The following is a 12,995-nucleotide window of genomic DNA, read 5'->3' as shown; positions in this document are numbered from 1 at the left end:
GAGAGAGAAGACAATGAAGATCACCAAGATCGCCGCGGCCACCGCGACGCTCGTCACCGCCGCCGGCCTCGTCGTCGGCGCCGCGGGTGCGGCCAATGCGGCGGCAGCGCCGTCCGACGCCCCCGTCCACCTGTTCAGCAATGACGGCGACGGCGGCTTCGTCGCCAAGACCGCGACCATCCAGTGGGCCGACGACATCAGCCTGTCGATGAACGGGACCGACCCGTACGCGCCGTTCACCTGCTCGGCCGACGCCACGGCGGCCGCCACGTTCTGGGCCGACCTGGGCAACGAGCGCACCCCGGCCAACTACCGGGCCTGGGCTCCGATCCCCCTCATCGGCGGCAAGGTGGCCGGACCGGACATCACGCCCCAGCTCCAGGAGCGCGGAACCACCGCCCCCATCAAGGCGAACGGCGGCGACTACTCGGTCGGCGTCGCGTGCACCAAGGACAACGGCATCAACCTGGCGGCGAGCGGTGTGTGGTTCTTCACCGCCCACGTGACTGCGGGCACGGGTGCCTACACGTTCGAGACCGGGGCGTCCAACCCGACCAACCCCGACACGGGCACCAAGACCGGCGACATCGCGCTCGAGGCGACCACCATCGCCCAGGGCGTCGACGGCAACCTCAGCCTCGTCGTCCCCGCGGGCGCCAAGGCGACCCTCGGGGCGGCCAGCCTGGTCAACGGTCTCTCCACCTCGACCGGCACCCTGCCGGCGTTCACGGTCGACGACCAGCGCGTCGTCAGCAAGCCGGGCTGGAACCTCATCGCCAGCACGACGAACTTCGTGAACGGCGCCGACGCGTCGAAGACCATCGACGCGAAGCAGCTCGGCGTGAAGCCGACGATCGCCACGAACCCGGGAGGCGTGGTCGCGGGGACCGAGCACGTCGCCGGAGACGCGACCGCCTTCAGCGGTTTCGCGTCCGCCCCCGCAGGCACCGGAACCGGTGCGACCAGCCTCAGCGCAGATCTGAAGCTCGTCGCTCCGTCCGGCACCCCGGCGGGTACCTACGCCTCGACGATGACGCTGACGCTCGTCTCGAAGTAGTCGTGGGAATCGGGAGGGGCCGTCGCGAGGCGGCCCCTCCTGCCCGTCTCCCCTCGGCTGGTGGCGTCGCCCCGCCGGCGGCCGTCCCCTCGACAGTCCCGTTTTCACCTTGTTCACGCCGGTGACACACCCCGGCCACCCGGATTCGGATCAATGTAGCGTGCCCTCCACACAGACCCTGCCGCTGCGGCCCGTTCGCGCCGTCGCCGCCCTCCTCGCCGGCCTCGCGGCCGCGCTCCTCGGCGTCGGACCGGCGTTCGCCGACGACGTCGACAGCATCTCCGCCGGCCCCGGCGACGACCGCACGCGGCTCAGCTACCAGCTCCAGCCGGGCCAGCATCTCGAGGACGAGTACGTCGTCCGCAACACCGGGACGACGCCGCAGAACGTGACCCTGTTCGCCACCGACGCGTTCAACACCGACGAGGGCGAGTTCGCGCTGCTCGACACCGCGAAGAAGCCGACCGCGGTCGGCACCTGGGTGCTCTTCGACGGCTCGCAGCCGACCGAGACCTTCCCGCTCGACCCGGGTCAGCAGCGCACCGTACCGTTCACGCTCACGGTGCCGGCGGACGCTGGGCCCGGCGATCATGCCGGTGGCATCGTGGTCTCCAGCCAGAAGGGCGACGGACAGATCCTGGTCGACCGCCGCGTCGCCACCCGCCTGTACGTCCGCGTGCCCGGCGACCTCCAGCCGGCGCTGACGATCGCGAGCGTCTCGGCCGACTACCGCGCCGAGTGGAACCCGTTCGCCGGCTCCACCGCCGTCACCTTCACTGTGCGCAACAGCGGCAACGTCGCCCTGGGCGCCACCATGCTCGTCGGCGCCAAGGCGCTCTTCGGCATCCCCGCCGGCACGGCCGTGCGCCAGGAGTTGCCGGAGCTGCTTCCCGGGAGCACCCGGACGCTCACGGTCGTCGTGCCGGGCACCGCGCAGGTGGGCTACCTCAACCCGTACGTCCAGCTGCAGCCGACGGTCGAGAAGGACGCCCTCAACCCGGGCCCGCTCGCCCTCGTCTCGCGGGACACCGTGATCGCTGCGGTGCCCTGGTGGATCGTGGTGCTCGCCGTCCTCGTGGTCGGATTCTTCCTCTTCCGCCGGTGGCGCCGCCGCAGCGACGGCAAGCGCGCCGAGGCGTGGATCGCCTACACGGAGGAGGAGGCCCGGCGGAAGGCGCGCGAGGAGCAGGCTGCTGAGCCGGTGGGCGTCGCCTCGGCCTCACCCGCGACCTCCAACGGACCCACCGCGTCCGATGAGGATGCCCGATCGTGAGACGCGCTGCCCGCACCGCTCGCGTCCTCGCCGCCGCCGCCGCGCTCGGCCTCGGCATGCTGCTGGCCGGCGGAGGCGCCGCCGTGGCGGACGACGGAGGCATCGGCATCTCGATCGACATCCCGGCCTCCGGCGACACCTCGACGGGCGGTTCCGGGACCGGCGGTTCCGGCTACTCCGGTTCGACGGCACCGACCGACACCCCGCCGAGCGAGGTCGCCGGTCCCGGAGCGACGCCGGCGCCCGCGGTCGCGGTCGACAACGGCCCGTTCAACGTCAGCGGCCTGAACGCCAAGTTCGTGCCGTCGCTCAACCCGGGTGAGGGCACGGTCGTGCTGTCGTTCGCGGTCCACAACGGCTCCGCATCGACGTGGTCGTCGACCGTCCGGGTCTGGCTGACCGGCCCGTTCGGCAACCTGCTCGACGAGTCCGGCGAGGTCGCGGTCAAGAACCTGCGGCCCGGCGAGACCGTCACCTACAGCCGCACGCTCACGGGCGTGGGGCAGTGGACGGTCGTCACCGGCCACGCGACCTTCACGCCGCCGTCGACCATCGACGGCATCGCGACGAAGCCCGCGCTGCGTGAGACCACCGTCTTCGCCTTCCCGTGGCTCGGGAGCGTCGGCGCCGTGATCGCCGCGACCGCTCTCGCCGTCCTCGTCGCGGTCCGCGCGGCGGCGGCGGTCCCGGCCGCCGTTGCGGCGGTGCGGACATGAGCCAGACCGCCCACCCGCTCGACGCATCCCCGTCGCAGGAGGCACCGCAGCGGACGTCGCGCACCCCGAAGCCGCCGCGTCCGCCCAAGCCGCCGCGCCGTCCGCCGGCGCCGCCGCGCGAGCCGGTCGTGCAGACCCCGCGGCAGCGGATGGTGCGCGGGATGGTGGCGTTGGGAGCGACGCTGCTGATCGCGTTCACGGCGAACATCCTCGTGGTCAGTCACGTGCACCACCTGATCGGTCAGCAGGTCGCCGGAAACGCGTTCCGCGAGCAGCTGGCCGCGGCGACCGCCCCGGTCAGCGAGGGCACCACCGACGACGTGCTCGTCGCCGACGGCGCCCCGGTCGCGAAGATCTCCATCCCGTCCATCGGCGTGTCCGAGTACGTGCTCGAGGGATCATCGTCGGGTGTGACCGCCGATGGCCCGGGCCATCGGCGCGACACGGTGCTTCCCGGCCAGCCGGGCACCACCGTCATCCTGGGCCGGGCAGCGGCGTACGGCGGCCCGTTCTCGCGCATCCAGGAGCTTGCCCCCGGTGCGACGATCAATGCGGTCACCGGCCAGGGAAAGAGCGTCTACCGGGTGATCGGTGTCCGCTACGCCGGCGACCCCGACCTGCCCGCGCTCCGCGGCACGCAAGGCCGGATGACCCTCGAGACCGCCCGGGGCCTCCCGTACGTGCCGGCCGGCGTCGTGCGGGTGGATGCGGAGCTGGTCACCCCGGTGAAGGATCGCGGCCTGCGCCAGACGACGGCGAACACGCTGCCGCTCGCCGATCGCGAGCTCGCCAGCGACCCGAGCACCGCCTGGCTGCTGGTTTTCGCCCTGCAGGCGCTGCTGCTCGCGCTCATCGTCGGCACACGCGCCCTCGACCGGTTCGGCGCTCAGCGCACGTGGATCGTCTTCGCTCCCATCCTGCTCGCGGCGGGCGTCATCGCCGCGGACCAGGTCTCCCGTCTCCTTCCCAATCTGCTCTGAGAGAGAACCGATGTCCGACCTCTTCGCCCCCCTCGACCGCACGGCACTGCTCCCGGCGGCCGACGCCCTTCCCGAGCCGACCGTGCAGGTTCCCCTGTTCGCGCCGGCGCCCGGGGACCTCGCCGCCCTCGAGGCCCGGGGCATCACTGCGTGGTTCGGCGACCATCAGGTGCTCGATCGCGTCTCGCTGACGATGGAGGCCGGCGAGATCACCGCGCTCATCGGGCCGTCCGGTTGTGGCAAGTCGACGTTCCTGCGCATCCTGAACCGCATGCACGAGCTCATCCCCAGCGCGTCCCTCGCGGGGGAGGTGCTGCTCGACGGCGACGACATCTACGACCCGCGCAAGCGCCTCGTCGACGCCCGCAAGTCCATCGGGATGGTGTTCCAGAAGCCGAACCCGTTCCCCGCCATGTCGATCTACGACAACGTGGTGGCCGGCCTCAAGCTCACCGGCACGCGGGTGGGCCGCGACGAGAAGGACGAGCTGGTCGAGTCGTGCCTGACCAAGGCGGGGCTCTGGAAAGAGGTCAAGGACCGGCTGCGCTCGCCCGGCGGCGGACTCTCCGGCGGCCAGCAGCAGCGACTCTGCATCGCCCGTTCGCTGGCGGTCAAGCCCCGCGTCCTGCTCATGGACGAGCCGTGCTCGGCGCTCGACCCGACCTCGACCCGGGTCATCGAGGAGACCATGCTCGAGCTGGTCTCCGAGGTCACCATCGTCATCGTCACGCACAACATGCAGCAGGCCCAGCGCGTCTCCAGCAGTTGCGCGTTCTTTCTGGCCGCGGGCGGCAAGCCCGGCGCGATCGTCGAGCACGGCGACACCGACGCCATGTTCTCCCAGCCGTTGGATCCGCGCACCTTCGACTACGTCAACGGCCGATTCGGATGAGTTCCCGGCGCGCCGCCCGATACAGTTCTGGATCGAATACGGGTGCAAATCGCCCGTTCCGTGCGATCCTGTAGACATGAAGGATGCTCAGGGTGGTGAAGCGGCCCAGCCGGGTTCCGCGCACGGACCGGGGCGAGCGCCGTCCGGGATCCCGCTGACCGTCCGCTTCGGTGAGCGCGAGTACGCGGCCCTCGTCCGCATCGCCCGCCACCGCGACACGACGGCGGCGGCCCTCGTCGAGCAGCTCGTGCTGCACGCCCTGAGCCGGACCGACGTCCCTCCGCCCGCCGAGTCGCATCCTGCGCGCAAGCACACCACCTACGAGGAGGCGACCGCGGGGTTCCGGCCGGATCCTCCCGTGCGCGCGGCGCCCGAGCCGGAGGCGATGGCCTGAGCCCGGCCGCGCCCGGACGGGGTGAAGGAAGCGGGCCACGGGTGATCCGGCCCTTGACCGGCCGGCCCGGCGCACGGATGCTCGACTCATGGACGAACCACGCGGTCCGCGCGACGACGGCGATGCCGACCCGCGCGACGGACGACCCGAGACCGCCAACCAGCGCGCCGACCGCAACTGGTCGGAACTGCTGCAGGAGTTCCGGGTGTTCCAGACCGGCACACAGATCGTCGCCGCCTTCCTGCTGACCCTGCCGTTCCAGCAGCGCTTCGGCGAGCTGCCGCCGTTCGACGTCGGCGTGTACCTCGTGCTCGTGCTGCTCGCGGTGGCGATCACCCTGCTGGCCCTCGCGCCCGTCAGCCTCCACCGCCTGCTCTTCCACCGCCGGATGAAGGAGCGGCTCGTCTCCTACGGGAGCCGGCTGCTCATCGTCTGCCTGGCTGCGGCGTCGCTGCTGTTCACCGGCATCGTGATGTTCATCGTCGACTTCCTGCTCACGCCGGGCGCGGGCATCGTCGCCGCAGCGGCCGTGTTCCTGCTGGTGGTGGTGCTGTGGGTCGTGGTGCCGCTGGTCATCCGCCGGCGGGCGATCCGCTCGGCCCTCCTGGATCCGACGCCTCCCTCTGGCGCCGCATGATCTCGCGCAGGGACGTCCCGCGCGGGACGCCGTACATGAGCCCGGGGAAGTCGAGCGTGCGCTGCACCTCCCACAGCGCGTCGTGCTGGTCGGGCGAGAAGAGCTGCGCCGGGTCTCCCGCGGCGATCCAGCCGATCGGGACCACGGCGTCCGGCGGCAGCACCGACCCGGCGTGCAGCACCGCGTGGATGCGCAGCTCCGAGCGCGTCCCGACCACCGCTCCGGCGAACACGCACGCGCCGGTCGCGATGAAGACCTCGTCCTCGACGCGCGCACCCGTGACGTTCGTGTGCGGCCCGATCAGGACGGCCTCCCCGACGACGAGCGGGTGCTCCGCGCGACCCCGGAGGACGGCGTGCTCCATCACGAGCGAGTCCTCGCCGATCGTGACCGCTCCCCGGCCGCCGTCGATGACCGCGCCGGCGAGCACGCGGACTCCGGGACCGAGGGTCACGTCCCCCGTGACGGTGGCGCTGTCCGCGACCCGCGCGGTCGGGTGGAGGAGCGGCTCGGAGGGCATGGCGCCAGTGTAGGGGCGGGCTAGGCGATGGGCGACACCGTCGACTCGGCGAGGAGCAGGTCGTCGGCGCCGTCGGTCCAGCGAGCCGTGCGCTGCACCCGCAGCCCGACGGGGGCGAACGTCTCGTCCAGGGCCTCGACGCTCCGGAACGGCTCGTGATGCAGCATGGCCGAGGGCGGCGCGGCACGGTGCCGCGTCGGATCGAAGGCGACGAACGTGGCCGTCACCACGCGGCCGCCCGGCCGGAGCACCCGCGCCCACTCCCGGATCGCGGCCGGTGCGTCGGTGAACAGCTGAAGACCCGTCACGCAGGTGACGAGGTCGACGACCGCGCCGGGCAGCGGGAGGGAGGCGGCGTCCGTCTCGATGAGCTCCGCGTCCGGCAGATGGCTGTGCGCCACCTCCAGCATCCGCGGAGCGAGGTCCACCCCGATCATCCGTCCGCGTGCGCCGCGGTCGTGGAGCGCGCGCAGGACCAGCCCGGTGCCGGTCGCGACGTCGAGGACGTCCCCGATCGCCGACGCGTCCGGGCCGGTGCCGGCGACCACGAAGTCGGCCACCGCCTCCGCCAGACCGCGGTGCATCGCGCTCTCGTCGTAGGTCGGCGCCCGGTCGTCGAACCGGCGTCGCACCTCCGCCCGCGCCTCGTCGGCGGTGGGCGTCGGGGCGGGGCCGGAGCCGGCTTCGGCGCCGCGACCGGCGCTGGTGTCGTCCCCGGTGGAGGTCATGCGGTCAGGCTACTCGCGCTCACCGCCCCGACGCAGCGAACGGAGGAGATCCGACTCACAAGCGGCCCCGCCATCCTCCCTTCCCCGCGCCGCGCCGCCGCCGCGAGGAAGAACTCCTCCCTTCCCTGCCGGCGGTCCTGACGCAGCGCCACACTGACGTAGACGGTCGGGTCTACTCAATTCCGTACCGAGTGGTACGGAACCCCCGGAAACGGAAGCTACACCGAGCTCGAGCACCGCCAGGGTGGCGTTCGTGAGTCTGTGGGGAAAAGTGTTCAGGGGTCGTGTCCACCGGGGAGTGCTGGGGGTCGTCGCCTCGGCGACACTCGTGCTCCTGCCGCTGGGGGCAGCGGCGAGCGCCGCCGCCACCGCCGGATGCGCCTAGGCAGACCCTCGCACCTGGGCAATTCGATCCGTGGTCGCCGTTCTACGGAACCCCGCCGCCGGGAGGCATGTCGTGAGTCAAATGCCGGATGATGTCGGAATTGAAATGGAAGAGAAGCGTATGCCCAATTTCCATCTGTTCCACAAGAGTGCGGTGACGACGTGGCTATCCTAATTGTCCTTGGAGCCCTTGTTCTGGCAGGCACAGTCGGTGGCCTCTCTATCTGGCGTATGGAGCGATCGAGGAATCGCACCATTGGTATCGGCGGGTTAGCAGGAGTCGTAGTGGGCAAGTACAAGACGAGCGAGCACGGGGAGGCCCGGCTGTCTTTTCGAGGCGTTGGCGCGGGAAGCGTGTCGGTCGCTCCAGAGAGCTGGGTGTTGTCTGTGCGCGTTGAGGAGAAGATTCACGAGATTGTTGTGAATCGGGCTCTCTTCGACGCGTATGAGATCGGTGATCCGTACCCTGGCGGAAATTCAACAGGCTGATCGCGAGACGAGCATCGATCAGGTCCCAGGGAGCGAGCGACGCAGAAAGTCCACGCGTTCCTGGGTCAGAACCCGAAGGTCGTGAAAACTGAAGAGCGAGACTGGTGCACTCGGCGAATTCGACCGGAGAACCATCTGCTGGAGACCGGGGCTTCGGAGGTCGCTCACGTGACGAGCGAGGGCCGTTTGCGAATGGCGCGGCTCTCGTCACTTTCGGAATCGCTTTCCTCGTCTGGCCCGGGCAAGTCGCTGGAGTCATGTCATTCCTGCAAGCTCGCCTCTCCCCGATTCGGCTCAATGCGGATGCGCGGATCGTGAGGATCATGTCCGGGGTCATGATCTCCGGAGTCGACCACATCGCCAACCGCCTACCCAATTGCCCGCCGCCCGCTACTGAACCTCGCCGGCACCTCCGGGTGGCGCCGCGCGCCGGCTCGTAGCGTCGAATGCATGCGTGCTCTCCGTCCCGGGCCGCGACGTCACGGCGGTCCGAAGAGCTCGTCGGTCGTCGTCTGCGCCGTCGCCCTCATCGCCCTGCTGGCGGGCTGTGCCCCGGGCGCATCCGCACGCCCGGCCGGCACGATGGCGGCCAGCAGTCTGATCATCGGCGGCTGCTTCAGCATCCCGGCGGGCCGGACCGACGCGCTCTTCGTCCTTGCGAAGGAGTGCGACGTCCCGCATGACGGACAGGTGTACGGATCCATCCGCTACGAGGGGGAGGCCAAGCCGGAGACCGACGACTTCGACACCACCGTCCGGGCGCTCTGCGCCCGGCAGCTCGTCTTCGTCGACCAGGAGAACCTCGGCAACGGTGCCTTCGACTACGGATACATCCCTCCCACGCCGACCGAATGGCATGCGGGCTATCGCATCGTGCGGTGCACGCTGTTCGCGGCGGACGGCTCCAAGCTCGAGTACGACGACACCTGATGGTCCGGTCCCTCCGCGCCGGCCTTCTCGGTCTGGTCGCCCTCCTCGCGCTCGCCGGTTGCAGCGCCTCCGGCCCGTCCGAGATCGTCGCCCCGCTGAGTGCAGCGCGCTCGCACGACGACTCGGCCCGGCCGCCGGACCTCACGGATGCGGTGCTCCTCGGCCACTCGCCGCTGGGGCAGCTCGCGACCGGGACCTGCACCGACTACCTCACCGGAGGGTCGCTGACGAGCGAAGGGGTCGCCCTCCTCGACTGCGATCATGCGCACGTGAGCCAGGTGTTCGCCACTCCCGACCTCGGCGGTGGTCGATTCCCGGGGGAGGACCGTGTGCACACCCTCTCCGACGGAGCGTGCATGGAGGCCTTCTCGGCTGCGGTGGGAACGTCCTACGACGATTCGGACTACGGCTACTTCTGGATCCGGGTGAAGGCCGATGACTGGACGGAATCGGGCCCGAACCGTATCCGCTGCATCCTGTTCGACACGAACCTCGACCCGCTGAGCGGGTCGGCGCTGCTGCCGTCCGCCGGCGACGCATCGCCGGGCGAGTGAGCTGCGCCGCGCGAGCGGCACCGGCGGCCTGGCCGGGGCACACTGCTCGCTTCCCGCCGGGGCACTGCATCGAGGGCTGCGGACTACGGACGCGCAGGCAATCGTGCGGCGAATCCCCGCGTGTGCTGCCAAGGTCGTTCTCGGCCTTCGTGTGCAGGGGTGTATGCGTACGGCCGCGTGGGCGGGGCGCCGAGGTGACCTCGCCCACGTACCCGCGAGTTCAGGGGGCGCCTCTCCGTCGGTCCGCCACCGACCGTCACTCCCCCTCCCGCGGATTCACCCGTTCCACGATCAGCGGGTCGACCGGTGTGAACGGGAACGTCGGGAGATCCCGCTCCGGCACCTGGAACGCCGCCGACAGCACCTCGCGGGAGAAGGCAGACGCCGTCGCCCGGTAGCCCACGTCGCCGGGGGTGGGCTGGTCGAAGAAGATGAGGAAGCGGATGCCCTCGTCTCCGAGCGCCTCGATGTGGTGCGGGTAGGCGCGGGGGACGAAGTAGGCCTGGCCTGGGCGCAGCTCGTAGGTGTCGAGCGAGCCGTCGGGATCGAGGACGGTCATGCGGGCATGGCCACTCTGCACGTAGCCGAGCTCGCCGGTGACGGGGTGCCAATGCGGTTCGCGCATCCCGGTGCCGCCGATCTCCAGCTCGTACATCGAGAGGTCGTCGAGGGCGGCCCAGAACTGCTTGCGGGCGAGGCGCGCCTGGCCCCACTGATACGAGAGCGGGGCGTGCTGGCCGGCCATGTCGAAGAGGCGGGCGTTCGGGAGCCCCGCGGAGTCCGGGATGCGCGCCGGGCCGTCGCGGCGCACGATCTGCGACGAGTGCTGCCGGTCGAAGGCGGCGAAGGCCGACGCGGGGAGGTCGTAGGTGTTGCCGAGCACCGCGTTCGTCATGGCGCTGACGCTGTCCTGCAGGGAGAAGTGCTGCGGCCGGTCCGTGCGCAGCGCGGCGATGATCTCGGCCTTCCCCTCTCCCACGTTCTCGATGTGATAGACCGCGCCGGATTCGACGTGGTACATCTGGCCGGTCTGCACGACGAAGGTCGAGAACGTGTCGCCGTCGCCGAGCGTCGAGACGAGCACCGTGCCCGCGACGACGTAGGCGATCTGGTTGGCGTTGACGTTCCACTGCGGTTCGCGCAACGCGCCGGGTGCGAGGGTGATCCGCTTCACCGACATCCCGGTGAGGATGGGCAGCGAGGACGAGGTGACCTGTGTGATGCTGCCGAACTCGTTCTCGAAGACGCCCTCTCCGCCGATCAGCTGTGCGACGTGCCTGGACTCCGACATGGCGACCCCTTGTCTCCCGGGCCTGCCCGAGACGTTCGATGCGTGCGTACGTCAGGAGCGTAGAACGGCCGGCGGGGTGGGCGGGAGCCCCGTCCGCCGCATCGTGGGTGCTCCGTCGAGGCGGCTCGACCGGCGCGGGGGAAAGGCGACTCCTGCCATTCGCCGAATGTTCAGGCGCACGACGACCGCCGCCGAGCGGTCGCCCCTGCCCGTCGCCGTCGCGCGCGAGTAGCTTCGGCATCGTCCGGAGAACCGCGAACGAGAAGGAAGCAGACGATGCCGTACATCACCACCACTGATGGGACCGAGATCTACTACACCGACCAGGGCACGGGCCAGCCGATCGTGCTCAGCCACGGCTGGCCGCTCAGCTCCGACGCCTGGCAGGTGGAGCTCAAGCTCTTCACCGATGCCGGGTACCGCACCATCGCGCACGACCGCCGCGGCCACGGCCGCTCCGCCAAGACCTACACCGGCAACGACATGACCACCTACGCCCAGGATCTGAGTGAACTGGTCGAGGCGCTCGACCTGCACGACATCATCCTGATCGGGCACTCCACCGGCGGTGGCGAGGTCGTGCGCTACGCCGCCCGGTTCGCGAACGGCCGTGTCGCCAAGGTCATCACCGCCGGTGCCGTCCCGCCGCTCATGCTCAAGACCGACAGCAACCCCGAGGGGTCGCCGATCGAGGTCTTCGACGGGATCCGGGAGGGCGTGCTCAAGGACCGTTCGCAGTTCTACCAGGACCTCGCGGTCGCGTTCTACGGCTTCAACCGCGACGGTGCCGCGACCTCCCAGGGTGCGATCGACGACTTCTGGCGGCAGGGGATGCTGGTGAACCTCGCCGCCGCCTACGACTGCGTGAAGGCGTTCAGCGAGACCGACCAGACCGAGGACCTGAAGGCCATCGACGTGCCGATGTTCATCGCGCACGGCGGCGACGACCAGATCGTCCCGATCGCCGCCGCCGCCGAGAAGTCGATCACGCTGGTCCAGGACGGCACCCTGAAGGTCTACGACGGCGCACCGCACGGCATCTTCGGCGCCTACCAGGACGAGCTCGACCAGGACATCCTGGACTTCATCAAGAAGTGACCGAGCCAGGGGGCGCCGCGGACATCCGTGCCGTGCGCGCCCCCGCATGGACGAGGAGACGATCATGACCGGTACCGCCTATGACGGCATCGACCCGACGGTTCCGCCTTCGGGGCCCGGCTGCGTCGAGTGCACGCGAGACGGCTCGTGGTGGTTTCACCTGCGGCGCTGCGCGCAGTGCGGGCACGTGGGATGCTGCGACCAGTCGCTCGGCCGGCACGCGACCGCGCACGCGCAGCAGACCGGGCACCGCGCCATCCAGAGCTTCGAGCCGGGCGAGGACTGGTTCTGGGACTACACCACACAGCGCTTCATCGGCGGCCCCGAGCTCGCCGAGCCGCGCAGCCACCCGCTCGACCAGCCGACTCCGGGGCCGGCCGACCGCGTCCCCGCCGACTGGCAGAGCCTGCTGGCTTGAGGACGCGTCAGCTGGGCTTGGTCGCGACCCCGTCGAGCCAGAGGGTCTCCGACCGATGGGAGCGGGTCCCGGCGGTGCCGACCTGCGTGGCGCCGATCTGCGGACCCTTGGTGATCACATGCACCAGAGCCATCCCGTGCCCGCGGCCGAGGTCGTAGTCGTCCTTCAGCCATGCAAGGATGGCGCCCGCCTTCGTGCCGGGTGCGTCGAGCCCGCGCTCGTGAGCCAACTCGATGAACTGCCGTGGGGTCAGCCCGGTCTTGGCCTCGATGTTGTCGAGATACGCCTGGAACGACATCGTCATCCTCCCTGAGGTCGCGAATCTGTGGGATCGAGCCTGTCGCAGGCCCGGATCGCGCGGCAAGTCTCGTTCAATATATCGATCGGCCCTTGCGCGATGGCCTCTGATAGGTCGACAGTGGCACACATGCCCCCCACCTCACCGACCGGCCCTGTGCCCGCGAGCATGCCCGTCGTGGTGCCCTGCCCGCGCTGCGGAGGCCGCATCGTCGTGATCGGCCGGACGGTGGACGGCTCGCTCCGGCTGACCGCGGGAGGGTCGTGCACCGAATGCGGCGGAGCCGTGTACTCCGCCCTCGACGTCGAGAACGCCCGGAGGTAGCGCGGGAGCCGC

The 12,995-nt window shown here is 70.5% G+C and carries 17 protein-coding genes; 13 read left to right on the top strand and 4 right to left on the bottom strand.

The window, feature by feature from the left end; translation table 11 throughout:
- Positions 1-13: 13 nt before the first annotated feature.
- From U870_RS0113205 to U870_RS0113175, 7 genes are all read left to right on the top strand, one after another.
- On the top strand, positions 14-1,057 hold the full coding sequence (locus U870_RS0113205; protein WP_025157860.1) for a hypothetical protein: 1,044 nt from the start codon (positions 14-16) through the stop codon (positions 1,055-1,057).
- A gap of 160 nt (positions 1,058-1,217) precedes the next feature.
- The gene (locus U870_RS0113200) at positions 1,218-2,330 is read left to right on the top strand and encodes a WxL protein peptidoglycan domain-containing protein (RefSeq protein ID WP_025157859.1); all 1,113 of its coding nucleotides are present in this window, start codon (positions 1,218-1,220) and stop codon (positions 2,328-2,330) included.
- The gene (locus tag U870_RS0113195; RefSeq protein ID WP_025157858.1) at positions 2,327-3,046 is read left to right on the top strand and encodes a hypothetical protein; all 720 of its coding nucleotides are present in this window, start codon (positions 2,327-2,329) and stop codon (positions 3,044-3,046) included. The genes U870_RS0113200 and U870_RS0113195 overlap by 4 nt, the downstream gene beginning before the upstream one ends.
- Positions 3,043-4,026: a sortase gene (locus U870_RS0113190; RefSeq protein ID WP_025157857.1), complete on the top strand. Its 984-nt coding sequence runs from the start codon at positions 3,043-3,045 to the stop codon at positions 4,024-4,026. Before U870_RS0113195 ends, U870_RS0113190 begins: the two co-directional genes overlap by 4 nt.
- A 10-nt stretch (positions 4,027-4,036) precedes the next feature.
- Positions 4,037-4,918, top strand: a complete 882-nt coding sequence (locus U870_RS0113185; RefSeq protein ID WP_025157856.1) for a phosphate ABC transporter ATP-binding protein — start codon at positions 4,037-4,039, stop codon at positions 4,916-4,918.
- Between the two features lie 76 nt (positions 4,919-4,994).
- A complete protein-coding gene (locus tag U870_RS0113180; protein ID WP_025157855.1) occupies positions 4,995-5,312 on the top strand; it encodes a hypothetical protein in 318 nt (105 codons plus the stop codon).
- An 88-nt stretch (positions 5,313-5,400) separates the two neighbouring features.
- The gene (locus tag U870_RS0113175; RefSeq protein WP_025157854.1) at positions 5,401-5,949 is read left to right on the top strand and encodes a DUF6328 family protein; all 549 of its coding nucleotides are present in this window, start codon (positions 5,401-5,403) and stop codon (positions 5,947-5,949) included.
- On the opposite strand, the gene U870_RS0113170 is transcribed toward U870_RS0113175, so the two are convergent.
- Together U870_RS0113170 and U870_RS0113165 are read right to left on the bottom strand one after the other, a co-directional pair.
- Positions 5,885-6,469 (bottom strand): gamma carbonic anhydrase family protein, encoded by a 585-nt coding sequence (locus U870_RS0113170; RefSeq protein ID WP_025157853.1) that lies wholly within the window; start codon positions 6,467-6,469, stop codon positions 5,885-5,887. The genes U870_RS0113175 and U870_RS0113170 overlap by 65 nt on opposite strands.
- 20 nt (positions 6,470-6,489) lie before the next feature.
- Entirely contained in the window at positions 6,490-7,197 is a 708-nt protein-coding gene (locus U870_RS0113165; RefSeq protein ID WP_025157852.1) for a class I SAM-dependent methyltransferase, read from the bottom strand.
- Positions 7,198-7,866: 669 nt separating this feature from the next.
- Between U870_RS0113165 and U870_RS24410 the strand changes: the two genes are divergently transcribed.
- The 3 genes from U870_RS24410 to U870_RS0113150 all read left to right on the top strand — a co-directional run bounded on the left by U870_RS24410 (position 7,867) and on the right by U870_RS0113150 (position 9,554).
- On the top strand, positions 7,867-8,070 hold the full coding sequence (locus U870_RS24410) for a hypothetical protein (protein WP_162819154.1): 204 nt from the start codon (positions 7,867-7,869) through the stop codon (positions 8,068-8,070).
- Between the two features lie 450 nt (positions 8,071-8,520).
- Positions 8,521-9,000, top strand: a complete 480-nt coding sequence (locus U870_RS0113155; protein WP_025157851.1) for a septum formation family protein — start codon at positions 8,521-8,523, stop codon at positions 8,998-9,000.
- Entirely contained in the window at positions 9,000-9,554 is a 555-nt protein-coding gene (locus U870_RS0113150; RefSeq protein ID WP_029947576.1) for a hypothetical protein, read from the top strand. Before U870_RS0113155 ends, U870_RS0113150 begins: the two co-directional genes overlap by 1 nt.
- 256 nt (positions 9,555-9,810) lie before the next feature.
- Here the strand turns inward: U870_RS0113150 and U870_RS0113145 are convergent, their stop codons facing one another.
- The gene (locus U870_RS0113145; RefSeq protein WP_025157848.1) at positions 9,811-10,845 is read right to left on the bottom strand and encodes a cupin domain-containing protein; all 1,035 of its coding nucleotides are present in this window, start codon (positions 10,843-10,845) and stop codon (positions 9,811-9,813) included.
- A 276-nt stretch (positions 10,846-11,121) separates the two neighbouring features.
- Between U870_RS0113145 and U870_RS0113140 the strand changes: the two genes are divergently transcribed.
- Together U870_RS0113140 and U870_RS0113135 are read left to right on the top strand one after the other, a co-directional pair.
- Positions 11,122-11,943, top strand: coding sequence for an alpha/beta fold hydrolase (locus U870_RS0113140; RefSeq protein ID WP_025157847.1), 822 nt, complete (start codon positions 11,122-11,124; stop codon positions 11,941-11,943).
- Between the two features lie 64 nt (positions 11,944-12,007).
- Positions 12,008-12,361, top strand: coding sequence for a UBP-type zinc finger domain-containing protein (locus U870_RS0113135; RefSeq protein WP_025157846.1), 354 nt, complete (start codon positions 12,008-12,010; stop codon positions 12,359-12,361).
- Positions 12,362-12,368: 7 nt separating this feature from the next.
- Here U870_RS0113135 and U870_RS0113130 read toward each other — a convergent pair whose 3' ends face one another.
- On the bottom strand, positions 12,369-12,659 hold the full coding sequence (locus U870_RS0113130; RefSeq protein ID WP_025157845.1) for a DUF4287 domain-containing protein: 291 nt from the start codon (positions 12,657-12,659) through the stop codon (positions 12,369-12,371).
- A 129-nt stretch (positions 12,660-12,788) separates the two neighbouring features.
- Between U870_RS0113130 and U870_RS24405 the strand changes: the two genes are divergently transcribed.
- Positions 12,789-12,983 (top strand): hypothetical protein, encoded by a 195-nt coding sequence (locus tag U870_RS24405; protein WP_162819153.1) that lies wholly within the window; start codon positions 12,789-12,791, stop codon positions 12,981-12,983.
- Positions 12,984-12,995: the final 12 nt, after the last annotated feature.

The organism is Leifsonia aquatica H1aii, assembly GCF_000633535.1.
Taxonomy (GTDB): Bacteria; Actinomycetota; Actinomycetes; order Actinomycetales; family Microbacteriaceae; genus Leifsonia; species Leifsonia aquatica_A.
This window is presented reverse-complemented; position numbering and strand designations above follow the sequence as displayed.